Raw genomic sequence first — 26,721 nt, forward strand, 5'->3', positions numbered from 1 at the left:
GTTGAATATCCCTCATTCATGAGGGATTTTTTATGTCTGATCCTTTTCAATCGACATAAAAAAACCCACTTTACGCAGGCTTTTGGATCACACTAAAAAAAGATTACCAGGCAAATTGATAATCAGAAAATTTCGCTGCCGGTTTATTGCGGTGTAACTGGTCTTTTAATGGATCGCTAAAATCCGTCAAAATGTCATTTTTAATATTATGCAAACGGACATCTTCACGTTTACGCGGATGGGCAACAGGGACATCAACAATACGCTTAATCCGGCCCGGATGGGGTTGCATCACCACCACGCGATCCCCTAAAAATACCGCTTCTTCTACGTCATGGGTCACAATCACCATGGTGATTTTTTCTGCCTGCCAAATCCGCTGTAATTCGTCCTGCAGGTTCTGACGGGTTAAGGCATCCAGTGCGCCAAAAGGCTCATCCAGAAATAAAATTTCCGGCCGGTTCACCAGACTGCGGGCAATTGCCACACGCTGGTTCATGCCGCCTGAAAGCTGGGATGGATAGGCATTGGCAAAACTGGTCAGATTGACCAGTTGCAGATGTTCATCAATCAGCTGGTCTTCTTCAGCCCGTGTCAGCTTACTCTGATGCAGTGCAATACGTACATTTTCACGCACGCTTAACCAGGGAAAAAGGCGGTGGTCCTGAAACACGATCCCGCGCTGTAAACTGGTGCCAAAAATCTTTTTGCCATCCACCTGAATCTGCCCTTGATAGCTGTTTTCCAGCCCCACCAATAAGCGTAACAGTGTGGATTTACCGCAGCCACTGCTGCCGACAATACTAATGAACTCACCCGGCTGGATGTCCAGATTAATATCTTCCAGCACGGTTAAAGCGTCATTGTTTTGTGTGGGATAGGTTTTGCTGAGCTGCTGAATAGATACATGGCCGGTTGCTTGCTGTGTCATCTCTCAATTCTCCTGTAAAGCTTGAGCAATGGCGAATTAAAGCTTCGCCAGAGACACTTCCGTCGACTTGATCAACACCACCACTTCAGAACCGACTTTAAGGTCCAGATCTTTGACTGAACGGGTACTGATAATTGAAGTGAACAGACCAGCTTTGGTTTCCACATTTATTTCAGAAACCACGTCACCTTCTAATACTTCTTGAATAATGCCTTTAAACTGGTTACGTACATTTACGGAAGTAATTGCCATTTTAGTTATGCCTTTTGTTATTTAGAGATCTCTAATATAAAACAGATTATTGATTTGCTTTATCTTGATTTATCCTTTAGTTATCCCTATTTTTTTTATCTTTTTAAAAGATAAATAATCCCAGCTTTAATTTATATCTGAAAGCGATAATCAAATACCGATATATTATTTATCATTCCATTTTAAATATTTCATGATGATCAATATTTTCAACAAGTATAAGAATCTCATGTCTATTTTAACCCACCCCAATGTACCCTCTGCCCTGAAGCATAAGCGTGCAACGGCGACGGTATTTGAAGACCCTTTATCACAGGCGCTGCTTGCCCGTATTGAACAGATTGCGCCAAGTGAAGCCAATGCGTTGATTATTGGCGACACCGGTACAGGCAAAGAACTGGTCGCCCGGCAAATTCATCAGCTCAGCCATCGCGCCAAAGGCCCGTTTGTGGCGGTGAACTGTGGCGCTTTCACAGAATCACTGGTGGAAAGTGAACTTTTTGGACACGAAAAAGGCGCTTTTACCGGTGCCATCCATACCCGCGTAGGCTGGTTTGAAGCGGCGCATAATGGCACCCTGTTTCTGGATGAAATTGGCGATTTATCGCTGTCCATGCAGGTCAAATTATTACGGGTGTTACAGGAACGCGAGATTGTGCGCATCGGTTCACTCAAGCCGATTCCGATCAATGTGCGCATTATTGCCGCGACCAATGTCGATCTGGAAAAAGCCGTGCAGGACGGACGTTTCAGGGAGGACCTATTCTATCGCCTGCATGTGGCCTTACTCAAAATTCCAACGCTTTCAGAGCGTCGCGATGACATTCTGCCGCTGGCAAAACACTTTATTCAAGTCTACCAGACCGACCCGCATGCGACCCCGTTGCGCCTCAGCCAACTGGCGCTTAAGAAACTGACTTTACACCCTTGGCCCGGCAATATCCGCGAGCTGGAAAACACCATTCACCATGCCGTTTTAGTCAGTAAAAATGGCGTGATTGAACCGGAAGATATTACGTTTTCCAGTATTCAGTCGGCTGCCCAGAAAGCTGAACCTTTTAGTTTTGCTTCAATTTCTGCGGTAAACGGAACGATTAAGGATCTTCAGGATGCAGGACAACTTTTGGAACAGACATTTCAAAGTATTTTTCAGTCTTCGGAACAGTTTAAGCAGACCAATATCAATGAGCTGATAGAAGAAAAATTTATTCGCAGTGCCTATGAGTACTGCCAGTACAACCAGGTACATACTGCAAAATTATTAGGCGTGACCCGTAATGTCATTCGCACGCGTTTATTAAAATATGGTTTATTATAAATATCCACTCATTTATTTTATTCTGCTTTTATTTTTCTATTTAAATTTTAACCAGATAATAAAAACCTCGATTTATTTATCGAGGTTTTTTATTAGACTTCTTTTATAAATTGCCTTTATTTCTCCCTAGGGGAGAAAATTAAAGAGGGTATGAACAATTGAAAGAAGTCCATTTTAATGCTTTTTATTTCCTATTATTCTACAGGATTACGTTTCCAGGCGGTAAAGTATTTTTCCAGGCCAATTAAAATATAGTTAAACGATAGGCCGACCAGAGTAATCACCAAAATACCGACAAACATTTGCGGAATTTCAAAACTGAACTGTGAATACATAATCAGATAGCCCAAACCCGCTTTGGCCCCGAACATTTCCACTGCCACCAAAGCCAGAATCGAGATCGCACCCGCCAGCCGGATGCCGACAAAAATCGTAGGAACAGAAGCAGGTAAAATCACTTTACGGAACAGTTGATGCGGTTTTAAACCCATGGTCCGTGCAGATTTAATTAACAATGGATCCACCGTTTGCACGCCTGTAATGGTGTTTAAAAGAATCGGCCAGGTGCAGGCATAAACCAGTAAGCTGATTTTGGATGCTTCACCAATACCCAGAAACAGGATAAATAAAGGCATTAAAGCCAAGGCTGTAGTATTACGGAACAGTTCCAGTAATGGATTGAGGGTTTCTGCCACCAGTTTATACCAGCCAATCACCAAACCCAGTGGAATGGCAATGGCTAAGGCCAGCGCAAAACCAATGATTGAACGCTGAATACTGGCAAAGAAATGCGTGCCCAATTGACCGTTTTGATAGAGCTGCCAGGCCGTTTCCAACACAGTGGATAAGGGCGGTAAAAATGCCGGGCTGACCACACCTATTCGGGGTAAGGTTTCCCAAAGCAATAAAAATAATAGGATAGCGATACTGCGTTTAAAAATGGTGTTCAGCCAGCTGAGTTCCATACGTGGTTTTGACGGACTATAGGTCGGGCTATGTGGAATCGCCTGTTGAGTCGATGACATGATGAATATTCCTCAATTTTATTTATGCGTGAGCAAGCTGTTTATCTTTTTCGAGTGCTTGCGCCTTAATCACTTCTTCGCTTAAAAGCGACCAGATTTGATGACGAATTTTGCCGTATTCAGCCGTTGAACGGATGTCCTCATCTTTGGCTTTCAGGCTGGCTGGAATGTCGATGATCTCCTTAATCCGTCCCGGTCGAGAAGTCATAATCGCCACGCGCTGGCTCAGGAAAATCGCTTCATCGATACTGTGGGTGATGAAAACGATGGTTTTTTTAGACGATTGCCAAATCTTGATCAGCTCTTCCTGCAAGGTTTCACGGGTTTGTGCATCCAGTGCGGCAAAAGGTTCATCCATCAGTAGAATTTCCGGCTCATAAGCCAGACTGCGTGCAATGGCCACACGCTGCTTCATTCCACCGGAAAGTTCATTGGGATAATGTTTTTCAAAACCGGACAGCCCCACCAGTTGTAAATAATACAAGGCCTTTTCACGGCGGGTTTTCTTGTCGACACCTTTGGCTTCCAGGCCAAATTCAATATTTTCCAGAGCGGTCAGCCAGGGATATAAGGCATATTGCTGGAAGACGATGCCGCGATCTAGACCCGGTTGGGTAATCTGTTTACCACTGAGCAGAATCTGCCCCGAAGAAGGTCTGGTCAGCCCGGCAATCAGGTCCAGCAAGGTCGATTTACCGCAGCCACTTGGCCCCACAATCGAGACAAATTCGCCTTGCTGAATATCCAGCGTGACATTTTCCACTGCCACAAATTCCGGTTTGTAATTCTTGCTGTTGGGATGGTTCTGTGCAGGAAAAACTTTCCGCACATGATCTAGATTTAAAGCACTGCTCATGATTTTATTCCTTATATTGTTCATTTTTTATAGTGGCGTATGGGTTAAAGGCATTGCTGTACAAGATTTTTACATTGAGCTGATTGGCTTTGAGTTTCTGTTCACTTACCAGCGCATTGACCCAAGGCTCGAAGTCTGCATCTTTTTGTACGCCGCCAATTTCAGCGACACCCGTGCCGGTATAAAACGGAATCAGCACTTTGGTTTCATTGCGCTGACGCTTATCTATGATGCTTTCCATACGCGCAATAATTTGTTCTTTGGGCATGTGATGTAGCCACTCTTGGGCACGTGCCACGCCATTCACAAAAGTTTTGGCAACGTCTGGATGCTGTTGAATAAAATCGTGTCGCATCGCATAACTGCCTGCAGTAAATGCTCCATACAATTCAATATCTTTAAAGATTGGACGCACGCCGCCTGTTTTCAGGGCGCGTTTTTCCAAAATGCCCGAGAACACGGCAATATCAATTTGTCCATTACGCAGTGCCTGTTCGATACTCACTGGCGGCAACACAATCAGTTCCACTTCACGGATTTCTTCCGGGGTTAATCCATGACGTGCCAAATAATCTTTAACCACAAACTCGTAGTGTGCGCCAAAGGCATTCACCGCAACTTTTTTGCCAATGAAATCGCGTGCCTTACGGATCGGACTGTTTTCAAGCACATAAAAACCCACATTCATTTCCGCATCACTGCCATAGGAGGCCACCACAGGAACCACATCCAGCCCTGCAGCGATGACTTTCACCATAGCCCCATTAAAGGCTGAGGCAAAATCGACATCGCCAGCAACCAGGGTAAGTAAATCTTGCGGACCACCTTGCACCGTACCGACATAGTCCAGTTTAATCTTGCCGAAATAACCCAGATCTTGTGCCAGCTCCGGCAAAGACACTAAGCCAGGATAACTCTGGTAGCGTAAGGTAGGCGTAGTTTTCGCATTTTGTGGTTCCACCTGCTGGCTACTACAACCCGCAATAATGCTGGCACTGATGGTTACAGCTGCTAAAGCTTTTTGCCAAAATTTAGGAAGTATTTTCATTATTATTTGCTCCTATACACGTTGCTGCCAGCGCAGCACTTTGCTTTCAATCCGGGTCAGCGCTGCATTTAAAATCACACCGATGATGCCGATGCTGAACATGCCTAAAATAATCAGAGATACGTTGAACTGTTCCCGCCCGCGGATCACCAGGTTACCCAGACCGACCCCGTAATTGGCCAATAGAAATTCTGAACCCACGGTCGCCAGCCAGGCGAAAATCAAACCGAGTTGCAGACCGACAAAAATCTGCGGACTGGCTGCCGGTAAAATCAGCTTGCGGTAGGTATACAGTTTCGGAAATTGATAGACTTTTGCGACTTCACTGTATTTCGCGCTGATGCTGCTCACGCCTTCCAGGCTATGCAGTGCCACGGGATAAAATACCGAAAGGCTGATAAACAGGATTTTTGCGCCGTTGCCATAACCTAAAAAGGTTGAAATTAAAGGCAACCATGCAAACAGTGAGACCTGACGTAATACGTTAAAGCTGGGTGCAAATAACCAGTTGATCCAGCGTGTGGTGCCTAAGGCCACACCGAAAGCAACACCCAGACTGGCGCCAATGACATAACCCGCAAAGTTACGGCTTAAACTCGCCGCAAAACCCTGCCAGAATTCGGTTTGGCTAAAGCTCTGGATTGCACTGCTGAATACCGTGAGAGGAGATGGAATCAGTTTGGCATCCAGCCACTGTAAGGCGGAAGCGGTCGCCCAAAGTGCAATAAATAACAGGGGTAAAATCAAGGCTTGCAGCACTTTAATGCTTTTTTCCACAGCTGGATTTACACGGATGGCTGATTTTTCAAGACTGAGTTCTGACATGATTAGCCCCCTACCCGTGTTGCATAAAAACGAGCAAGACGTTCAAAGGCAGCCAAACCACTGTCCAGAATAAAACCCGTGATGCCAATTAAAATAATGCCCATGAAAATAATATCCATCTGCATCAATTGACGTCCCCACACCATGAGGAAGCCAATGCCTTCACTACTTGCCAGTAATTCCACAAACACCAAGGCCAGCCAGGCCTGCATCACGCCTTGGCGTAGACCGCTAATAATCGCAGGGAGGCTGGCAGGTAGAATGACTTTAGAAAAAGTCTGGAATTTGGAAAATTGATAGACCTGTGCCACTTCAAGTAAGCGGTTCGGTACTTGTTGAATGCCTTTAAAGGTTGCGATCAGTACCGGTGAAACCACGGCTAATGAGATCGCAACAATCTTCAAGGCTTCATCAATACCCAGGAAAATCATCAGCAGGGGAATCCAGCCAATAATTGGAAACTGGGTCAGGAGCTGAATCGTCGGCAAGACAAAGCGCTGTGCACGTTGCGACAGTGCAAACCAGACTCCCAGACCGAGTCCCAGGCTCACCCCTAAAGCCACACTCCAGAAAATGCGTTTTGTACTGACCAGGAAATGCAATTGCAGATCACCTGACTGCCAGAGTTCAACCGTTGTACTCCAGACCAGCTGCGGTGCCGGTAAAATCTGTTCCGGCAACCATTGGCGTAGGGTGGCCACATACCAGAGTCCCAGCAGCAGCACGGGTACAAGCAGACCACAAGCCAATTGCAAGGTTACGCTCAGGTACTTCTTAAAAAATCCAAATGCACTACGGTAACTTTGCCACTGTACCGAATGTGCGGTTACATTCGTAAGGCTCATGATTCTTGTCCTTCTGCTATATGTTTTGAACCATCAGGTTTTAAAAAAGAAATAAATGCCTGATCTCGCAAGATCAGTAAAATTAATGCCAGAAATGCCAGACCAATCGGGAAAAATAGGTTTTGCAGACCGATGCTGGCACCCAATGCCGCTCCCAGAAATCCGCCAAACAAGCCACCAGCTGGACCCACCAAAGCCACGATGGGTGAGATTTTTGCCATTGCGGTTTGCTCACCCACTCTGGCAAATGCCATAAAGTTGGCAATGTGCAGCATGCCCAAACCGAGACCCAACATCAGCGATGCCGGCCACATCCAGAATGTAATCGGCGTGATGGCTAAAATCAGTAAGGCACTGCCCATTAAGCTCAGTCCGATCCAGTAAAATTTCGGATAGCCAATCAGTTCGGCCCAGCCACCCAGGGTAAATAAGGAACCGACAAAAACCAGGCCTTGGGTCGTCAACAACATGACTGCCGCCGATTCAGCCATGGAGAAGCTTTGAATGGCGATGACAACAATGAAAAAACCAAAATAGTTATTGGCCAGACTGCTTAAAAACTCTAAAGCGCAGACCATACGTAAGGCAGCATGGGTTTTCAGTAATGCCAGTGGGGCAACTACATCTCGCCATTGAAAATGAGGAGCATTGGCGGCAGTCTGAGGCACTTGCTGAAAGCAAAATGGGGCAAAAAATAGCGTGGCCAGAAACATCAAGGCAACACAGTAAAAACTGCTGCTATAACCAAAGTGCTGAATCAGCAAGACGGTTAAAGCCGGGGCGATCAGGAAAAATCCCATCATGTGTGAACCCCGGAACCAGCCTGCTTTGGCTGGCCCAAGACGCTTTAAATTGCTCAGGAAAACGGTATTAATCGAGACAAAGCGCATTGGTAAGACAAAGCTCACTAAGGCTGTCAATGCCAGTAAATACCAGGCACTTTCCTGCAGTGGGGTGAGCGCATACAAAGCTGCACCCATCACACTGCCAAGACTAAAAACTTTCAGTGAACCGAGACGCTGCACCATGACCCCAATGGGCAGCGCCATCAACAAAATACCTGCACTTTGCGCTGCTGCAATCAGTCCCAACTGAAGCTCTGTTGCTTCGAGCTGCACGGCGTACAATGAGATCAAAATACGGGCAACACCGACGCCTAAACCGGCGATAATCGTGAGGAGCACAAAACTGCTCATAAATTTCGTCGTTAATGGTGTTGAGACAACATTGCTTTCAATCGGATTCATAACCACATTCCTGAATTATTTCGGCTGACCATTGGCATTAAATGCACGCCAATAGTTCTGTAAATTCAGTTCTTTCAAGGCATTGTTTAAGTACTTCGGCTCATACCAGGTTTTGGTATCGACATCGCGGCGGATGAGTTTTGCGTCTTTGGCAATTTTTAATGCGCTGTCAATTTGTGCACGATGAAACTCGTCCAGTAATGGCGAAGTACGGTCTTTCAAGTTCCAGCCATCCCAGGTTTTTTGGTAATCGACCAGTGGTATACCGCTTTGTGACCACAGCTTGTATTGGGTGACACGGTTGGCTTCTTCCGAGCTCCACTTTGCCTGTTTGATCAGCGTGGTAACGACTCGCTGCGTCACTTCTGGATATTGTTTTTCAAAACTTTCAGTTACCCAGAAATGCGCCAGTGGGGCAACTTTTGGATCTTTAATTTCAATAAGCTTCTTGGCGACCCCACGTGAAACCAGACTAAAGGGTGAAGTAATCGCAGCATCAATATCCCCGGTGGCCAGTGCGGTACGCGCAGAGTAAGCGTCTTGTGAAATGACACGTAAGTCACGTTCAGTAAAGCCATATTTAGCCAGGACACGGTTAAAAACGATCTGTTGGTTTGTCCCTTTAAAGATTGAAAATTTCTTGCCTTTTAAGTCTGCAAATGACTTGGCATTTGAACCCGCAGGAACGACCACATAGGTTGGACCAAAGCGACCGGTTGAAAACAGAACCTTGGTTTTAAGACCCGTTGAACGACCCACCAATGACGGCAAGTCCCCATGTAAAGCAAAATCGACTTTACCGTTGGCTAAGGCTTCATTGGTGGCAGGCCCTGCACCCGGAAAGAATAACCACTTCACCGCAATGCCATCTTTCTTAAATTCCTGTTCCAACACACCACGTAAATGCGCTGAAGCAACAAAGCTCCCGCCTGTTTTTGGCTTACCGCCTTCACCGGCACCCGACATAGAAATGCGGATTTCTTTCGGATTGGCTGCATGGATGTGTAAACTTAGACCGAATGCGGAGAGGGCTAGAAATGTGGCCGCAATTTTTTTAGAAAAAAGTTTCATTAAATCTGTTCCTTAACAATCAAAATTAAAAGGTGTACTGGAATTGCGCCTGCAATTCGTTGGTGTCTTTTTGGGTTGCAGTCTCAATGTCATAGATGTAGTGATTGAGCTGTAACTGGAATTTGGTGGTCTGCGCAAAAAACAGGTTTAGGCCGAGTGAGTGAATGTCATATTCACCTATACGGCCACTTGCGCTATCGAGATAATCTTGCTGATTTTTATTCGGGTTATAGCTGTCGTAACGGTAGTAACCCTGAACCGATTTCGGCCAGAAATCATCAAACTTGGCATTGGATTTAATACTGTTATAGAACTGGTCACCCAAGGTATAGAACGCTGTTACGGTATGACCTTCTGCTTTGGCTTCTTTTATGGCAGCTACAGTCGGGTCGATATAATCGGTTTTGCCTTGCAGATATTCATAAGTCACGCCAAACGGTGCGTGGTTGTAATACAGGTCAAAACCGAGACGGTCACGTTTGGCCTGGTTATCGCTAATACCGGAGCCGGATAATTTCGCTTCACCTTTAATATAGGAAGCGCCAAATTTCAGCTCACGAAGCCAGCTGGCATAATCGACAGGCAAGGTAAAGGCCACGCGACCGATATAGTCTTTGCTGTTGTTGTCATCGGCTTTGTTGCTGCCATTGCCATTGGTCACCCCAAGTGCATATTCAAATAAAGGCGCACGGTAGTTCGCGCCATAGTCCACAAAGGGCTTGGCATCGCCACGGACAATGAAACCGTTTTGACGGGTAAACAGCCCCAAATACGTCGGTGCAGTTGCAGTACTGATGGTGGGGCGTAAATCTTCTGGAGATTGGACGTCCAAGCCGAATGGCAAGAGTTGTTGCCCCAAAGTCAGGTTCAGCCTGGGAACTTCTGCACCGCCATTGGTGGAAAATACGTGATAGCGCAGGTAGGCATCCAGCAAGTTAAAGTTACTGTTGTTGCTGCCATCATTACGTTTTGAATAGCCGAATGAGGCTTGGTAATCGAGGTTTTTGCCTTCGTTATAATCTTTAAACAAGTTACCGCGCACGCCCAGCAATGCCGTACCCACATCGAAGCTCGATTTAGGTGTATTGGGTGCAGTGTTATTGTCCTGCACATTGGCACGCAGTTGCACCGTACCGAATAAAGTCGTATCACGGGTCGACTTTACGGTTTGGCGTTCGTACTGACGAGACTGGTCGTATTTATAGTTTTCAATATCAGTTCTTAAACCTTCAATGTCGTCGGATGTCGCAGGGGTTACTTCCGCCGTTAGGGCTTCTTCACCAATTTCGCTGTCTTGAGCTGTCAGCTCTTCGCTGTTATCTGCATTTACAACTGGCGGTTTTTTTGTGGTTGTTGAGCTTTGTGCTTCCACTACATTTAAACGCTGCTGCAAAACTTCAATCTGCTGTTTAAGTCCCTCCAATTGCTTGTTGAGAGTGGCATCCTGGGCAAAGCTAAAACTCGATGTCGTCGTCAGAATCAATCCAATCGCAACAGTTAAACTCGTCTTTCTCATTGTTACATTCACTTCATCTATTATTTAAAAAACAAAATTTCCCCTACCCCATGCCAGAGGCATGAGGTTGTTTCAATTTCCTGAGTAGTTAGGTTTAAGCGGCCTGGTTGTTTTTCAGTTTGTGTTCAACCTGCGTACCTTTGAAGAAGTCCGGATTGTTCGCGGTATAGAACTGGTATGGGTTGGTGAACACCAAGGACTTGAAGTCTTCTGCCGTAATGGCGCCTTCTTGCACCAAGTCCCAAGTTTCTGCCAAGGGCTCGGTTAATTCAGGCACATCCCAATGGCCGGAATCGGATGAGTACAGGGCATTAATTTTCTGACCAAATGGATTACCTTTGGGATTCAATGCACCCACGATGGTGCGGTCGTCTGCTTCATTGCCAAAGTAGAAATTCGGTACCCAACGATCCCAGATGTCCTGTTTGGTTTGAATTTTGGCCAAGGCAAAATCATTGATTTCTTCAGGTTTTTGCGCTTGGAAACGTGAAGTCGATGCCACACCAAACAAGCTTTCAATGATTTCTTGCTCATTCAGTTCACGACCCTGGTACAGGGTATGCCCATATTGACGATAGAGCTCTATTGCCAATTCACGGTTTAGACGTTCAGGGTTGTACTGTTGCACATGCTCATTACCGCGTTTTTCAAAACGGTCAACCAGATGCGTCAACACGTTTTGACCCCATGCTGCGCCTGCTTCTAGCAAGGCAATACGAAGCTGTGGAATACGCTCAGTCACGCCACCAAAGAACAGGGCTTTGGCCAAGGCTTCAGAGGCATCGGCAAAGTGGTTAATGTGGTTAAACATGTAGTTGCTTGGCGAGTTGCGTGCTACCCAGCTTTGGCTGCCCGAATGGGTCGACAGGTTTATGCCCAAATCCACGCTCTTTTGCCAGAACGGGTCGTAGTCATATTCACTGTCGATACCAAAGAAATCCAACCAATAGGCATAACGACGCAGATCGCTATCTTCGGGATATTTCTCTGCGACGGCTTGAATTGGACGACGTACTGCTCCAGGAATTAACGCTGCTTTTAGACCGAGCTTTTGGGCAAATTCAAGCTCTTCAATGCCTTCTTGTGGGGTATTCAGTGGAATCGCAGCCACTGGGGTTAAACGGTCGGCATAGGGTTTATAAATATCCGCATGGAAATGGTTAATCGCACGGGTTAAAGACAAACGTAAATCGTCATTGGATGAATTGATTGGGAACAAAGCCAGGTTTGGATACAGCACGGCATAGTCTGTTCCGAGTTCTTCTAAACGCTCATACAATAGCCCCGGCAAAGCAACCGTGGCCAAGTCATAGGTATTTTCTGAAGGCAATGCCCAAAATGGCGGGCGGAACAAACGACGGTTTTGACGTTCTTCTGGGCTGGCGTTGTACCACTCTGCCGCCAAAGCATTTAAACCGTTACTTTTTAAATGGCTACGGAACACATCCACCACACGTGAACCCCCGTACTGCGCAATATAGTCTTCAAGTGCAGGACTGTAGGCATTGGTATGAATGTCCGTATCAATCACTGGAAAATCGAGCTGAGAACGCAATTGAGCCGCACGCGATTGTTTTGCCTTTAAATCTTTTAAAATTGTCATGAGGTTTACCTAATTTCTTATCATTACACCTCCCTGTTATTACAACAAGCGTGCCAACAATTTAAGTCATTGTTTTATATATTTTTATTAAAATAATCCCGAGTATTTCTGTTACTTTTCCATCGGTTTTACTGTTGATTTTTCAACACCTGCTTATATCAATTCAGCTGTAAATACACTTTCATTTTCTATTTTATGAATAAAGAATTTCTGCATAGATCACTGCTCTGATGAAAATTTCAGCCGTAAAAAAACCCGCAATTTGCGGGTTCTTAAAAGCCTGTTGTTTTAAGCAGATTTTTTGCCTTTATTGCTTAATCTGGTGGCAAATGCTGTGACACGCTGATAACCGGTCGGTAAAATGCGCTGGATTAAATCCAAGGTTTTGGCATCGTTGCCAATCAGCAGACGGCGCTTGTCTTTTTGCACAGCTTCAATAATTTGGCGGGCAGCCTCTTCAGGCGGACAACGCAATAATTTGTTAAAAGACCTGGCCGATTTTTCCGGATGCATGCCCAAAGTTCGAATACTGTCATTCATTTTTGCCGCATTGGCAATATTGGTCCGGATGCCGCCCGGATGCACACAGAGTGCACTCACGCCACAGTTTTCCAGGTCCAGTTCCTGACGCAGCGATTCGGTAAAACCACGTACCGCAAACTTGGTGGCATTATAGGCAGACTGGGTCGGCTGTGCCGTTAGACCAAACAGGCTGGAAATATTGATAATATGCCCTTCACCCGATTGCTTGATTAAAGGCAGGAATTCCTTGGTCCCATACACCACGCCCCAGAAATTAATATTCACAATCCATTCCAGCTCTTCATACGAAGCGCCTTCCACGGTTGAACCCAATGCCACACCGGCATTATTAAAAATCATGTTGACCGAGCCATGGTCCTGAACGGTTTCAGCAGCCCAGTCACGCACTTCTTCCAGTTTGGCCACATTGACTTTTTTCGTGGTCACACGGACATGATTGTCTTTGACCAGTTCAACTGTTTTTGCCAAACCCTGTTCATTGACATCACTCAAGGACAAATGACAGCCCTGCTGCGCCAAAAGTACGGCCAATTGCTGCCCAATACCCGACCCCGCACCGGTAATGGCTGCGACTTTATTTTTAAAATTTTTCATGAGCTATCCTTATTCAGTTTTCTGCCTCATCCAGCTAAACATCTCGATTGTTTTTCTGTCTGGAAGATTGCAGTTCATCCATCCAATATAATTTTGACAATAATCATTGTCAATATAATATATCGTCTATCCATCCCTGCTGGAAAATCTGCGGCTTTGTTTTACACATAGGTCTGAAGATAAATTATTGTTAATATAAGGCAAAACCTCGATTTCATTTGGCACACCACATTTATGACTGAACAGCACAAAAATTTCGAAGAAAATCAAAATAAACCGGCAAAAACCAAAGAACGTCAATTTAAAGGCCTGTCTTTAAGCGAGCGTAAACAGGCGCGTCGTGAAAAACTGATTGAAGCCGGGATTGAAGCCTATGGTACGCATGGTTTTTTTGCAGTGACTGTGAAAGATATTTGCAATGAAGCCAAACTGACCGAACGCTATTTCTATGAATCCTTTAAGAAAAGTGATGAACTGTTTCAGACCATCTTTTTAAAGCTGATTGACCAGTTGCAGCACAATGTCATGCAGGCCATTATGCAGGCCTCGACCGATCCCAAGAAAATGATCGAAGCCGGTCTGACTGCCCTGCTCACCACCTTAAAAGACAATCCACGCATGGCGCGGATTATCTATATCGATGCCATGCTGGTTCAGGAACTGCATAACCAGGCCACCATCCATGAAACCATGCTGCGTTTTGACCGCATGATTCATGCTTTTGTGATGCTGATGATGCCCAACATTAACCGCTCTGAACGTGAAATTTCGATGATCTCGACCGGCTTGAATGGCTATGTCACCCAAATTGCCATTCGCTGGGTTGTCAGTGGTTTTAAACCCTCAATGGAGGAGGTTCTCTCTTCTTGCAGTGTGGTTTTTTTAGCGCTGCTCGATACTTTTTCAGTAAAAGAAAAAATATGATTTAAACGTGGCTGCTTTCACAAAACCGTAAAAAATGCTCAACACCTTGAATTTAATATATTTATCTAACTGATTTATTTTAAATTCTTGATTGTATCTTATTAAAATTGTGACAATTTTTTTGCGAAATCCAGCCGAACTACCTATTCTGCAATGATACTGTCATAATTAATCTTTGTAATAAGCCTGTCATAAATATAAAACGGTCCACCGTTTACGTGAAATAGGGTATTGCGCTGTGAAAGATGACTATATATTAATCGTCGATGATGAGCTCCCGATCCGGGAAATGATCCATACCTCGCTGGATATGGCGGGCTTCCAATGCCTACAGGCTGAAGATGCCAAGCAGGCCCACCAGATGATTGTGGATCAACGCCCTGTGCTTATTCTACTCGACTGGATGTTACCTGGTGGTGTCAGCGGTGTAGACCTGTGCCGCCGTCTGAAACGCGATGAAACCCTATCAGAAATTCCCGTGATCATGCTCACTGCCCGCGCTGAAGAAGACCATAAAGTACAAGGTCTGGATGCCGGTGCAGATGACTACATGACCAAACCGTTTTCCACCCGTGAACTGGTTTCCCGCATTAAGGCCGTGTTACGCCGTGCCAATGCCCTAAGCGGTGAAAAAACCATTGATGCCAATGGCCTGGTGCTCGACCCTGTCAGCCAGCGGGTCAGTCATGGTCCGAATATTTTAGAAATGGGACCTACGGAATACCGTCTATTGGCCTTTTTCATGACGCATCCGGAACGCGCCTATACCCGTGCTCAATTGCTGGATCAGGTCTGGGGTGGTAACGTATATATTGAAGACCGTACCATTGACGTACATATCCGTCGTTTGCGTAAAGTGCTGGAACCGTTTGGCGCAGACCGTTATGTACAGACGGTTCGTGGTACAGGTTACCGTTTTTCTACCCGCGCAGATGTTGCGCTAGGTTAGTCATCGTTTAGGTCAATTGTGTTTTATGTATGAACCCTACCCCGTCCCGGAACTTGCACGAGAACATAAACAGTTTCGTTACAGCAGTTTATGGACTTTTGCCAAGCAAGATTTACGCCTGCTCGCCTTTTTATTGCTGATTGCAGGTTTAATCGGTTTAGGGATTGGGTATTTCTGGATTTTTATTCTCATTGCCTTTGCAGTGTTTTTTGCCTTGCAGTTACGTTCGCTGTATCTGGTCAATGAATGGATTTCCAACCGTCCTTATGATGTGCCGCCCAGTTTAAACGGCATCTGGGGAGCCTTGCTGTTTAATGTCTACCGTTCGCAGCGTCAGGAACGTATTGTTCAGGCAGAAATGGTCGGTCTGATTGACCGGGCGCAATCTTCACTGGTGGCGCTGGCCGAAGCGGTGGTGCTGATTGATGAAATGCACCAAATTGAATGGTGGAATCCGGCCGCAGAAAAACTCCTGGGTATTCAACCGTTAGATCGCGGTCGCAATATTTTAACCATTCTGCGCCAACCCAGTTTTATTGAATATTTTAACCATATTGACGAAGCACCCGATGGCCTGAAAATGAAATCTTCAGCCTTTGAAGACCATTATGTACAGGTCAAGATGACCCGCTTTGGTGGAGAAAGCCGCCTATTGGTCGCTTATGACGTGACCCGCATGCATAACCTGGAACAGATGCGCACAGATTTTGTCGACAATATTTCCCATGAATTACGCACGCCGCTTACCGTACTCAGCGGTTATATTGAAACTTTTACCGATCAGGAAGAGTTAAATCCGCGCTGGAAACGTGCCTTCGACCAGATGCAGGCGCAAACCAAACGCATGAATGCGTTGGTGAATGATTTACTGTTATTGTCGCGCTTAGAAAATGATAAAAAAATCGCGAAAAACCAGATTATTGAAATGCCAAGTCTGATGAACCAGCTGTTTGATGACGCACAAGCCTATAATGTCGACTACCACCATGCACTCAACCTCGATATTGACAGTCATTGTGACCTGATCGGTTCCGAGACCGAGCTGTCCAGTGCTTTTAGCAACCTGATTACCAATGCCATTAAATACACCCCCAAAGGTGGAACCATTACCATGGGTTGGCATGATGATGGCGAACATGGCATCTTTACCGTTCAAGATACCGGCATCGGGATTGACCCCAAACATCTGCCGCGTTTAACCGAGCGTTTCTATCGTGTAGATAGTGCCCGTAGCCGCCAAACCGGAGGAACCGGTTTAGGTCTGGCCATTGTGAAACATGTGCTGATGCAACACGGCGCACACCTGGAAATTGAATCGAAAGAAAATCAAGGCTCAACCTTCAAAGTCATTTTCCCTAAAGAGCGCCTGTACAAACCCTGCTAGACCTGCCTGTTTTAACCCCCGATTAAAGCACAGTCCACCTGCCTGTATTAAGTCAGGCCCTGTTCCTTAAACTTGGCTCGCTGAAAGGCAGGACGTTCCTCAAGACGTTTCAGATACTTAGCGATATGCGGATATGAACCGGAGACTCTGGATTGAATGGCATCAAGTGGAAACCACATCTGAATATCGGCAAAAGAAAATGTTCCGGCAAAATATTCATGCTTGGATAAATAATCTTCTAGATAAGCAATATGCTCTTTTAAACGCGGATGAATAAATCCTGCTTTCACCCCAGCAGTAATTTTATGTGCCACCGGCTTAATCAGCCAAGGAACATGTTTGGGCACATTGCTCATCACCAGTTGCATCACCAATAAAGGCATTAACGAACCTTCGGCATAGTGCATCCAGTAGCGGTATTGTTGCTGATCTTTTTTGGCCGTCGGTTTAAATTTCTGCGCTGTATCATAGCTTTCCTGCAAATGTTGCAAAATCACCGCCGATTCAACAATAGTTTGGTCTTCATCGGTCAAGATGGGTGCTTTAGCCAAAGGATGAACCAGTTTTAATTCAGGCGGTGCAGCCAGCGTGGGTAGACGTTTATAAAATTTGACCTGGTAATCTTGAGCCAGTTCTTCTAAAGCCCATAAAATTCTAAAAGAACGAGATTGATCTAAATGGTGTAGTGTAATCATTATCTGTTGATCCCTATTTTTATATTTTGCTTATGACCGGTCATGTTAAAAAATGACATTCCTTTGCCCACAATGTCAGGTGTATCGGGTCACGTATTTAAAGCAGAACCGTGTTAATTTCCAGACTGCGTAACAGTGTCTTGGTCACTGGTGTTTTACTGCTGATGTCTAAAACTTTTTGCTGTAGCTCATCCGATAAGGGCTGAGCAAAAGACAAGCGACGCTCAATCCATTCTTTGCCTTCCTTATTGGCATTAAAATCGGCTTCTACTGAAAACTGACCGAGCTCTATGCCTTTATGACGGGCATACATACGCAAGGTAATCATAGTACAAGAAATCAGTCCTGAACAAATCCAATCATAAGGTGCAGGACCTTGATCCTGCCCGCCAAAGGATTCGGGTTTGTCGGTAATAAACTGGTGTTTTCCGCTTTTCACTTCGCCTGACCAGGGTTCAGCCAAGCTCTGTACTTCTGCATTTGCAATAATTGACATATTCACAAAATCCTGAATTTTATCGTTATTTTGAAGCACGCATCTTATCGGGGAATGCGGGTGCTTCCAGACGGGGGCCAGGATAGTCAGGAATGGTACCAAAACGGTCATCCTGAGCAATCCAGTGGTCACGGGCTTGGCAAAGCTCTTCCTGAGTCCGCCCGACAAAGTTCCACCACAGTAATATCGGTGACTCGAAAGGTTCTCCCCCCAACAGCAGGACACGACTGCCTTTGTGCAACCGGATTTCAATTTCAGTCATGCCTGGCTCCAGCACGACCATGTTGTCGTCCGTCAGCTCATGACCGTTGACTTCAGCAACCCCCTCCAGCGCCATAAAGCCATATTCAAATTTCGGATTCAATTGAATTCGGGTAGTGGTGGATTCCTGGGCGGTTAAATCTACACCCAGCAATTCGCTATGCACCGCAACCGGGGATCGGGTTTGCAAAAACTCCCCCACCAGTACGGTAAATTCAACCTGATCTCTTTCCACTACCGGCAGTTCGGGATAATGATCAAAACGCGGTGCCATATTAATCTTGTCATCCGGCAAGGCAATCCAGAGCTGGGCTGCATGCATATGGGTTTCGGTTTCCGGTGCCACTTCGGTATGGGAAATTCCATACCCTGCAGTCATTAAATTGACCTGTTTGGGACGAATCAGCTGTTTAGTCCCCAGGCTGTCGGTATGCATCATGGTACCTTCAATCATCCAGGTAAAAGTCTGCAAGCCAATATGCGGATGGGGTCCGACATCTAATCCATCACCTTGGGGAAAAACCACTGGACCGGCATGATCCAGAAAGCACCAGGCACCAATTAAACGCTTATGCCGGCTGGGCAAGGCTCGCTTAATCACGGTACCTTGTCCAATTTCCGCACTACGCAAAGGAAACTCCTGAATAAACCGGTTTACATATTTTTCACAATCGTCCGAATTGGAAAGCTCCGTATAGCTGCTATTGGTCATATGCCTATCCCTGAATTTCATGAACGTGACTGTTCTTGACATTTTTTAATCTATTGTCATCAATCATATAGATTCTTCGTCATTCAGCCTATAGTTAAGTTAATACAGTGAATACTAGGGATAGGACAATATTATTTTTGAAATTTTCTTCATAAAACAAGGTTTAAGCGCGATAAATTATTGGCTATTTTTACCCTATTCATATGAATTTTATAGGAAAAAAATTTTTTGTCACAATTATAGCAACGACTTACCGAGTCTTCTGTATACAGATATTTTTCCTCAGCATACTATTTCCTCCTGACCAGTCTTGCTATAGAAGAGGATAATCATGTCCCAAGGACAGCAGGAAAATCCTCATTGCCCCGAAAATCAAGAACATAAGCATATTGGGGACAATGAAGACAAATATTCAAATATCGGAACTGCCATTTTACCCAAGCGGCTGTGTACGCTTGACAATAAAAAATTGATCAAACAACAATTAGAGCATCCTACAACCCGTATTCCAGAGCAGTTTCAACAATATTATCTGGACTATCAAAATAAGCACCAGCGCCAATTTTTGAAATGCGTCAATCTTATTGGTCAGCTGACGTTTTTAAGTTATTTCTTTGTCGACTGGGTTTTATTACCGGACATTGGCATGCTGTCCGGTATTGCACGGCTCAGTCTTGTCATTTTTGCCTTATTGGTCAACTGGCTGGCTTTCCGCTACTGCAAGAATATTAAAGTTCTGGACAGCCTGCTGCCGGCCTCTGTTGCAGCTGCAGCTGCAATCTGGCTTGAACTGCTGTATCTGTCGCATAGTCCCTTTGTGAGTACCTATCTCTACGCCAGCATCATTTTTATTTTATTGGGCAATTTATGCGTACAGGTGTCTTTTCGTAATTCCATTTTTAGTTCCCTGCTGATTAGCGCGGTAATTTTTAATGGCGTATTCAGGTTGGTCAGCGTCCAGGAACTAATTTTATTTTCACTCATTTACGCGCCGGTTTTATTGCTCAGCATGTATATCAGCTGGAATAACACCTTGAATTCTAAACGTAATTTTTTGCGGGTGTTACTCAACGACTGGAACTATTACACCTTAACTGAAATGGCGCATACAGATGAACTGACCCAGCTGTATAACCGCCGACAATTTTTGCAGCTGGCCGAACAGAACATACAGCAATGGCCCAAATATAATTTAACCTGTCTATTGATGTTTGATATCGATTTTTTTAAGAATATTAATGATACCTATGGCCACGATGTGGGGGATGAAGTGCTACGGGTACTGGCTGATATTACCCGCCGGGAAATGCGTCATAGCGATGTACTGGCCCGTTTTGGCGGTGAAGAATTTATTGCTTTGCTGCCCGATACTACACTGGAAGATGCGATGAACATTGCCAACCGTTTATGCCGAAAAATTGAAAGCCATCAAATTTGTGTGAAAGATAAGTGCTTCTTTAATTTCAGTGTGTCGATTGGGGTATCGCAACTGCAGCCGAATCAAAGTGATTTAAACCTACTGATTAAAAATGCCGATATTGCACTCTATCAAGCCAAGAAAAATGGACGCAATCAGGTGGCGATTTATACGCATGAATAATTAAAAATTATCTTCATCGAAACGGTCTTGGTCTATTTTATAAATATGAAAACTGCGCTCGACTTACATACTCAAGCCGAATTTAGTGGCTCAAAATATTTATTCCTATTCTTCAAAGATTAATTTTTTAAAATATAAAAAAGAGCGCCTAAGCGCTCTTTTTTATTTGAATAATTCTAGATTCCTAAACTGCCGCGCGCAGAGCGCTTGGCGTAATTTAGGCAGGAAGCAGTGCTTCCTGAAACCCTGAGAGGTGAAATAACAAAGCACTGCTTTGTCACCTCGCAAGACTTTCAGCTATGCTGAAAGTTACTCCCATTCAATCGTAGCTGGTGGTTTAGATGACACGTCATAAACTACACGTGAAACATCTTTAATTTCGTTCATGATACGCGTTGAAATCTTGTCTACCAGTTCATATGGAAGATGCGCAAAACGTGCAGTCATAAAGTCCACAGTTTCAACGGCACGAAGTGCAATCACCCATGCATAACGACGGCCATCACCTACCACACCTACCGATTTAACCGGCTGGAATACAGCAAAGGCTTGCGCAGTTTTGTCATACCAACCGCTGGCACGAAGTTCTTGCATGAAGATGTCATCCGCCAGACGAAGAATGTCGGCATATTCTTTTTTCACTTCACCCAAAATGCGCACGCCCAAACCTGGACCCGGGAACGGATGACGATAAAGCATCTCGTGCGGTAAACCTAAAGTGGTACCTAAACGGCGTACTTCATCTTTAAACAGGTCACGGATTGGCTCAACCAGTTCAAAGGCTAAATCATCTGGTAAACCGCCCACATTGTGGTGTGATTTAATTACGTGTGCCTTACCGTTTTTAGTTGCAGCTGATTCAATCACGTCCGGGTAAATTGTGCCTTGTGCAAGGAAATTTACGCCATCAAGTTTACGTGCTTCTTCAGCAAACACTTCAATGAATTCACGACCAATGATTTTACGTTTTTTCTCAGGGTCAACTTCACCTGCGAGAGCGGACAAGAAACGGTTTTCAGCATCGGCACGAATTACACGGATACCCATGTTTTTCGCAAACATATCCATCACTTGCTCGCCTTCGTTCAAACGAAGTAAGCCATTATCTACGAATACGCAAGTCAATTGATCGCCAATGGCTTTATGAAGAAGCGCAGCAACTACAGATGAATCTACGCCACCTGAAAGACCAAGCAATACTTTTTGATCGCCAATCTGTTCACGTAACTGTTCAACACGCAGGTCGATGATGTTTTCCGAGTTCCAAAGATTACGGCAACCACAAATGCTGTGTACAAAGTTAGACAATAACTCGGCACCTTTTGCAGTATGGGTCACTTCCGGGTGGAACTGCACGCCATAGAAACGGCGTTTTTCATCGCTTACTGCTGCAAATGGACAGCTTGGTGTACTGGCAGTCACCTGGAAACCTTCCGGAATTGCACTCACTTTATCACCATGGCTCATCCAAACATTGAGTTTGTTTTCACCATCGTCTAAATTGCCCAGAAGCTGGTCACGAACCAAAACGTCTACCGCAGCATAACCAAACTCATGCACGGTACCTGGCTCTACTTTACCACCAAGCTGTTCGGACATGGTTTGCAAGCCGTAGCAAATACCCAATACAGGTACGCCCAGGTTGAATACAATTTCAGGTGCACGTGGACTACCTTCTTCATGAACACTTTCCGGACCACCCGACAAGATGATACCGTTTGGTTTAAATGCGCGAATGTCTTCTTCAGACATGTCATAGGCATACATTTCAGAATATACGCCAGCTTCACGTACACGACGTGCAATCAGCTGACTGTATTGAGAACCGAAATCCAGAATCAGGATGCGGTCTTCAGTGATTTGAGTATTGGTAGTCATGACAAACAACTATGCAAGGCAAACGAAATAAGCGCTGCATTCTATCATTTTTCGGCGCATTAAGCACACTATTCGCACAAGGCTTTCAATTCGTTGATTGCATTATATTTCTGGCACAACAAGGCACCCGTCAGATGCCTTATTTATATTGCCATTTTTCTATTTTCACGATTTAGATATCCTTCAATTTCATCATGATGGATATCGACCTCATCTGTTTAGACCTTGTCGTATGCTCTCTAGGACTTTGGTGATTAAGTCAAATTTTGCAGCTTAGTTCTGATTATACCAAAGCCATTTATCCTTTGGATTTACCAGTTTTGCTATTTTAACAACATCGATGTTGGTGGATTGATCACTTTGAGTATCCACTTCACCCATGACCTTCACCTGATCACCGGCCTTTAAGCCCATCGGTTTCCAAAAATCATCATCGACATCAATGTCAATTGAACCGGAACCATCTTTGAGCTCAAAATGATCGCCCCGTATTCGTTTGACAATAACACCGGATAAGGTCACTGCAGTTTCATCCGCCAGCTGTTTTGCTTCTGCAATCGTGACCGTATTTTGGGCAGCTTCATTCACAATCATCTGATCACTTTTACCCGCCCAGGAGGCTGTAGAAAACATAACACCAGAGATAAAAATGACCCATAACATTTGCTTCATGATTGACTCCACTTTGCTAGCTTCATCAAGCTTTATTGAAGCAAAATTCCGGCAATTTGTACGCAGCTTTTATGTAGTGTGCACAGCTTTTATGTAATTACAAAAATCTGTACAAGCAAGAATCAACCTTCAATTTTTCTCAATGCTGGCGATAGTCTCTCTAGCATGTCATCTACACTGAATTTACCTGCACCGTGCAGCATCAGGAACAATAGTCCACCGGTCATGGCAATATTTTTCATCAGGTGAATGGCATCATCCGGAGTCCCGGTGCCATGGAAAATAAAGCCGCAAATAAAGGTAAAAATGGCTAAGCCCAATGCAGCCAGGCGGGCCTGGAAACCAAACAACAAGGCCAGACCGCCGCCAGCAACGACCAGGATACTCAAAGGCAGCAGGCTGCTTGGGACACCTTTAGATTCCATATACCCGGCCGTTGCAGCATAAGCATTGATTTTCATCCAGCCAGACATCAGAAAAATATAGGCTATCAATACACGTGCAACCAAAGCGATAAAGGCATCGGTTTGCAGGCCTTGCACCAGATTTTTTATAAAAGTATTCGGATTAAACATGAGGTCACTTTTTGATTTTTGTTTTAATGACCTCTACATCCTAAGCCTGTTTTTATCAGGGTCAATAAATAATTTGTAAGATAAATCGTTGCTCAAAAAGGGAAAGATGAAAATGCAATTAATTTTCTTTTTGGTACTGACTTTCATGCCCTAGACTGCTAGGATTTCAGCACATTTTTGCTATCTGTAGCGCCATGGAACTGCTTGATTTTATCTTACACGTTGATGCCCATCTGCTCGAATTTATCACCGATTACGGCGTGTGGATTTATGCCATTCTTTTCTTGATTATTTTTGTGGAAACCGGTCTGGTGGTGATGCCATTTCTGCCGGGTGACAGCCTGCTGTTTGCGGCAGGAGCCTTAGCGGCATCCACAGGCGCAATGAATCCTTATATTCTGGTCATCTTGCTGTTTATTGCCGCAGTATTGGGCGACACGCTGAATTATCATATTGGTAAATTTATTGGACCGCGTGTCTTTGAAATTGAATCCCGTTTCATTAATAAAAAGCATTTAATGTATACGCAAAAATTCTTTGAAAAACATGGTGGTAAAACCATTATTTTTGCCCGCTTTGTTCCTTTCGCCCGTACTTTTGCCCCGTTTGTCGCCGGTGCAGGTCACATGAATTATAAATATTTCCTGAGCTTTAATATCATTGGTGCCATTTGCTGGGTCGGTTCTTTTGTAATTTTGGGCTACTTATTTGGCAATATGCCGATTGTTAAAGATAATTTTACCCATCTAATTTTTGGCATCATTATTATTAGTGTCTTGCCGGGCATTATTGGTTTTATTCGCCAGAAACTCAAAAAGGCGCATTAAAAGAAGCGAATTACAACGGGCAACATACACATAATCAGTAACATGGCCGATCCTTTATATAAGAGATCGGCTTTTATTTGCCTGGACTGTCCGGCCAAAATGGCCCGCCCAAAAAACATCCAGAACACCACCGTAGGCAACAGGACCAGACTGAACAGCGCAAATACCAAAACAAAATTGGTGGGATTGCTCCAGGTTTCAATCGGTAAAACACCGGCAGCAAATAATAAGGCTTTAGGATTTTTGAAAGTAGAAAAGAACAGTTGGCGCGGCTGAATAGAACGATGATGTTGATTATGCTTTTCTAAATCTGACGCTTTCCACAAATGGAAGGCCAGCCATACCACATAAACAGCACTGCAAACATGCAGGATATGAATAAAGTTCGGCCACACAGGACTACATAAATGAATCAGTAATGCCCACAAATTAATGGCATAAAAATAGCCGAGCAATTTTGCCGGAATAAACAGACTGGTTCTGGCAATGCCTTGTTGATGCGCCGAGCTTGCAAGTAATGCATTGGTTGGACCCGGAATCATCAATACCGCAATCACCGCCAAGACAAAAAGCCAACTCTCGATCATACATACCCGACATTACCCTTAATTAGGGGCACACCTTATATGAAACAGATGAAAAGTGACAAGTATTTCTCGATAAAAAAACATCACCTGATGCGTTTAAAGATTCCATCGAAAAACAACAACCAATTGATATTAATAATATTTACATTGAAACATTTTGCTAATATTTTATCACCTCGCTGTCGGGCACAGCACCTCAACAGCGGGATAAATTGATGAATTATTGAACTTTATTGCGAACAATAATTGGGCAGTTTTTGAATTTTGCCGCCTGAACCACAGCTTCCTGTTCACCCAATAGACGTGCCAATTCAGTGTTTTTGGTATTGGAAGATTGTCCCATATTGACTGAAACACTCGGACCAATTCCCCAGCCGCCATGACTGTCCCAACCGCCGCCCACCCCGACACCCACACCGACGCCAGTGCGTTTAGGTGCCTGCACACCATTATCGATATATTGCTGAATACGGTTATATTCACTTTGCAACTGCTGGCAATTCAGCGCTTGATACTGGGTCGGAGAAACATAACTCGGTTTCACCGTCGTTGCACAAGCACCCAATAAAACCGTACTTCCCAAAAGGAAGCCTAGATAAATCGTTTTCATGAGAAATCTCAATACTTATATATGCTCAATTTCATTGAACAACGATTGATAGGCTTGCGTCAATTTATGATCCGTTGCCAAATGGATTAAAGGCTGATTTTTAAGATGCGATTCCTTCATTAAAATGGACGGCGGCAACATGCTGTCTAATACAGGCAAGCTTTCATCCTTCAGCTGTTGCACCACTTCACGCGGTAATTTGGCCTGTGCCTGGAACTGATTCACCACAATCCCTTCAATTTCCAGACGCTCATTATGGTCATCCTGAGTTTCAATGACATTTTCAATCAGGGTCTGCAAGGCACGTTTTGAAAATACGTCACAATCAAAAGGAATCAGTACGCGACTGGCTGCAATCAGCGCCGACAAGGTAAAGAAGTTAAAAGCCGGTGGCGTATCGATATACACCCTGTCATATTGCCCTTGCAGTTGCTGCAAGGCATCCCGCAATTTATAAATCTTATGTTTCGACTCCAAGGCATGTGCCAGCGCACCCAAAGTCGGACTTGCAGGAATCACATCCAGATTTTTAAAAGGGGATTGATGCACATAGAGCTCCAGACCTTTATCCCGGTTCTTTAAAATGGAACCAATGGCATTGCTTAAAAGTCCTTTGCTTTGGGTGGCCCCCAGCACTTCTTCAAAATAGTTTTCAATATTGGGTTCCAGCGCCGGTTTATCCACGGTATAGGTCGCATCATCCCCCAATAGATATTGACTGGAATTGGCTTGTGGGTCGAGATCAATCAGCAAGGTTTTCAACCCCTGATGTGCGCTAATTGCAGCCAAATTGACGGCAATACTGGATTTGCCTACTCCACCTTTTTGATTAAAAACCACACGTACCAGCATTGGAAGCCCCCTATCATTTATAGTT

27 protein-coding genes are annotated in these 26,721 nt (G+C 44.7%); 6 read left to right on the plus strand and 21 right to left on the minus strand.

The genetic code is table 11. The features are described 5' to 3' along the window. Positions 1-103: 103 nt before the first annotated feature. Together BLP85_RS10460 and BLP85_RS10465 are read right to left on the minus strand one after the other, a co-directional pair. Positions 104-931: an ABC transporter ATP-binding protein gene (locus BLP85_RS10460; protein WP_092820031.1), complete on the minus strand. Its 828-nt coding sequence runs from the start codon at positions 929-931 to the stop codon at positions 104-106. A gap of 36 nt (positions 932-967) precedes the next feature. After that, positions 968-1,183 (minus strand): TOBE domain-containing protein, encoded by a 216-nt coding sequence (locus BLP85_RS10465; RefSeq protein ID WP_086176493.1) that lies wholly within the window; start codon positions 1,181-1,183, stop codon positions 968-970. Positions 1,184-1,412: 229 nt separating this feature from the next. On the opposite strand from BLP85_RS10465, the gene BLP85_RS10470 reads away from it, so the two are divergent. Next, positions 1,413-2,501 carry a sigma-54 interaction domain-containing protein gene (locus BLP85_RS10470; RefSeq protein ID WP_092820032.1) on the plus strand — a complete coding sequence of 363 codons (1,089 nt, stop codon included), beginning with the start codon at positions 1,413-1,415 and terminating at the stop codon, positions 2,499-2,501. Positions 2,502-2,695: 194 nt separating this feature from the next. On the opposite strand, the gene BLP85_RS10475 is transcribed toward BLP85_RS10470, so the two are convergent. From BLP85_RS10475 to BLP85_RS10520, 10 genes are all read right to left on the minus strand, one after another. Then, the gene (locus tag BLP85_RS10475; protein WP_092820033.1) at positions 2,696-3,526 is read right to left on the minus strand and encodes an ABC transporter permease; all 831 of its coding nucleotides are present in this window, start codon (positions 3,524-3,526) and stop codon (positions 2,696-2,698) included. A gap of 22 nt (positions 3,527-3,548) precedes the next feature. Continuing rightward, the gene (locus BLP85_RS10480; protein ID WP_092820034.1) at positions 3,549-4,382 is read right to left on the minus strand and encodes an ABC transporter ATP-binding protein; all 834 of its coding nucleotides are present in this window, start codon (positions 4,380-4,382) and stop codon (positions 3,549-3,551) included. Positions 4,383-4,386: 4 nt separating this feature from the next. Beyond that, positions 4,387-5,430, minus strand: coding sequence for an ABC transporter substrate-binding protein (locus BLP85_RS10485; RefSeq protein WP_092820035.1), 1,044 nt, complete (start codon positions 5,428-5,430; stop codon positions 4,387-4,389). 12 nt (positions 5,431-5,442) lie between these two features. Further along, complete coding sequence (locus tag BLP85_RS10490; protein WP_092820036.1) at positions 5,443-6,255, minus strand: ABC transporter permease; 813 nt, start codon at positions 6,253-6,255, stop codon at positions 5,443-5,445. Positions 6,256-6,257: 2 nt separating this feature from the next. After that, a complete protein-coding gene (locus BLP85_RS10495; RefSeq protein ID WP_092820037.1) occupies positions 6,258-7,100 on the minus strand; it encodes an ABC transporter permease in 843 nt (280 codons plus the stop codon). Then, entirely contained in the window at positions 7,097-8,347 is a 1,251-nt protein-coding gene (locus tag BLP85_RS10500) for an MFS transporter (RefSeq protein ID WP_092820038.1), read from the minus strand. The genes BLP85_RS10495 and BLP85_RS10500 overlap by 4 nt, the downstream gene beginning before the upstream one ends. Positions 8,348-8,362: 15 nt before the next feature. Further along, a complete protein-coding gene (locus BLP85_RS10505; protein ID WP_092820039.1) occupies positions 8,363-9,418 on the minus strand; it encodes an ABC transporter substrate-binding protein in 1,056 nt (351 codons plus the stop codon). Positions 9,419-9,443: 25 nt separating this feature from the next. Further along, positions 9,444-10,934, minus strand: coding sequence for a porin family protein (locus tag BLP85_RS10510; protein ID WP_092820040.1), 1,491 nt, complete (start codon positions 10,932-10,934; stop codon positions 9,444-9,446). Between the two features lie 94 nt (positions 10,935-11,028). Beyond that, complete coding sequence (locus BLP85_RS10515; protein ID WP_092820041.1) at positions 11,029-12,537, minus strand: amidohydrolase family protein; 1,509 nt, start codon at positions 12,535-12,537, stop codon at positions 11,029-11,031. A gap of 288 nt (positions 12,538-12,825) precedes the next feature. Then, positions 12,826-13,674, minus strand: coding sequence for an SDR family NAD(P)-dependent oxidoreductase (locus BLP85_RS10520; RefSeq protein WP_092820042.1), 849 nt, complete (start codon positions 13,672-13,674; stop codon positions 12,826-12,828). A 234-nt stretch (positions 13,675-13,908) separates the two neighbouring features. On the opposite strand from BLP85_RS10520, the gene BLP85_RS10525 reads away from it, so the two are divergent. From BLP85_RS10525 to phoR, 3 genes are all read left to right on the plus strand, one after another. Continuing rightward, a complete protein-coding gene (locus BLP85_RS10525) occupies positions 13,909-14,598 on the plus strand; it encodes a TetR/AcrR family transcriptional regulator (RefSeq protein ID WP_092820043.1) in 690 nt (229 codons plus the stop codon). Positions 14,599-14,836: 238 nt separating this feature from the next. Further along, on the plus strand, positions 14,837-15,547 hold the full coding sequence (gene phoB / locus BLP85_RS10530) for a phosphate regulon transcriptional regulator PhoB (protein WP_092820044.1): 711 nt from the start codon (positions 14,837-14,839) through the stop codon (positions 15,545-15,547). 25 nt (positions 15,548-15,572) lie between these two features. Further along, positions 15,573-16,931 (plus strand): phosphate regulon sensor histidine kinase PhoR, encoded by a 1,359-nt coding sequence (gene phoR, locus BLP85_RS10535; RefSeq protein WP_092820045.1) that lies wholly within the window; start codon positions 15,573-15,575, stop codon positions 16,929-16,931. Between the two features lie 47 nt (positions 16,932-16,978). Here the strand turns inward: phoR and BLP85_RS10540 are convergent, their stop codons facing one another. From BLP85_RS10540 to BLP85_RS10550, 3 genes are all read right to left on the minus strand, one after another. Beyond that, the gene (locus BLP85_RS10540) at positions 16,979-17,626 is read right to left on the minus strand and encodes a glutathione S-transferase (RefSeq protein ID WP_092820046.1); all 648 of its coding nucleotides are present in this window, start codon (positions 17,624-17,626) and stop codon (positions 16,979-16,981) included. A gap of 97 nt (positions 17,627-17,723) precedes the next feature. Next, complete coding sequence (locus BLP85_RS10545; protein ID WP_092820130.1) at positions 17,724-18,122, minus strand: OsmC family protein; 399 nt, start codon at positions 18,120-18,122, stop codon at positions 17,724-17,726. A gap of 25 nt (positions 18,123-18,147) precedes the next feature. Then, on the minus strand, positions 18,148-19,095 hold the full coding sequence (locus BLP85_RS10550; RefSeq protein WP_092820047.1) for a pirin family protein: 948 nt from the start codon (positions 19,093-19,095) through the stop codon (positions 18,148-18,150). A 331-nt stretch (positions 19,096-19,426) separates the two neighbouring features. Between BLP85_RS10550 and BLP85_RS10555 the strand changes: the two genes are divergently transcribed. Continuing rightward, on the plus strand, positions 19,427-20,695 hold the full coding sequence (locus BLP85_RS10555; RefSeq protein ID WP_092820048.1) for a GGDEF domain-containing protein: 1,269 nt from the start codon (positions 19,427-19,429) through the stop codon (positions 20,693-20,695). Positions 20,696-21,004: 309 nt separating this feature from the next. Here the strand turns inward: BLP85_RS10555 and guaA are convergent, their stop codons facing one another. The 3 genes from guaA to BLP85_RS10570 all read right to left on the minus strand — a co-directional run bounded on the left by guaA (position 21,005) and on the right by BLP85_RS10570 (position 23,820). After that, a complete protein-coding gene (gene guaA, locus BLP85_RS10560; protein ID WP_092820049.1) occupies positions 21,005-22,573 on the minus strand; it encodes a glutamine-hydrolyzing GMP synthase in 1,569 nt (522 codons plus the stop codon). Between the two features lie 273 nt (positions 22,574-22,846). Continuing rightward, positions 22,847-23,245, minus strand: a complete 399-nt coding sequence (locus BLP85_RS10565; protein ID WP_092820050.1) for a NirD/YgiW/YdeI family stress tolerance protein — start codon at positions 23,243-23,245, stop codon at positions 22,847-22,849. A 122-nt stretch (positions 23,246-23,367) separates the two neighbouring features. Then, positions 23,368-23,820, minus strand: coding sequence for a DoxX family protein (locus tag BLP85_RS10570; protein WP_092820051.1), 453 nt, complete (start codon positions 23,818-23,820; stop codon positions 23,368-23,370). Between the two features lie 194 nt (positions 23,821-24,014). Here BLP85_RS10570 and BLP85_RS10575 point away from each other — a divergent pair, with 194 nt between their 5' ends. Further along, positions 24,015-24,647, plus strand: a complete 633-nt coding sequence (locus tag BLP85_RS10575; protein ID WP_092820052.1) for a DedA family protein — start codon at positions 24,015-24,017, stop codon at positions 24,645-24,647. Here the strand turns inward: BLP85_RS10575 and BLP85_RS10580 are convergent. From BLP85_RS10580 to BLP85_RS10590, 3 genes are all read right to left on the minus strand, one after another. Beyond that, the gene (locus BLP85_RS10580) at positions 24,644-25,234 is read right to left on the minus strand and encodes a LysE family translocator (protein WP_092820053.1); all 591 of its coding nucleotides are present in this window, start codon (positions 25,232-25,234) and stop codon (positions 24,644-24,646) included. The genes BLP85_RS10575 and BLP85_RS10580 overlap by 4 nt on opposite strands. A gap of 220 nt (positions 25,235-25,454) precedes the next feature. Then, entirely contained in the window at positions 25,455-25,844 is a 390-nt protein-coding gene (locus tag BLP85_RS10585; RefSeq protein WP_092820054.1) for a hypothetical protein, read from the minus strand. Positions 25,845-25,859: 15 nt separating this feature from the next. Beyond that, positions 25,860-26,696, minus strand: coding sequence for a ParA family protein (locus BLP85_RS10590; RefSeq protein ID WP_092820055.1), 837 nt, complete (start codon positions 26,694-26,696; stop codon positions 25,860-25,862). Positions 26,697-26,721: the final 25 nt, after the last annotated feature.

It is taken from the genome of Acinetobacter kookii (genome assembly GCF_900096895.1).
Classification (GTDB): domain Bacteria; phylum Pseudomonadota; class Gammaproteobacteria; order Pseudomonadales; family Moraxellaceae; genus Acinetobacter; species Acinetobacter kookii.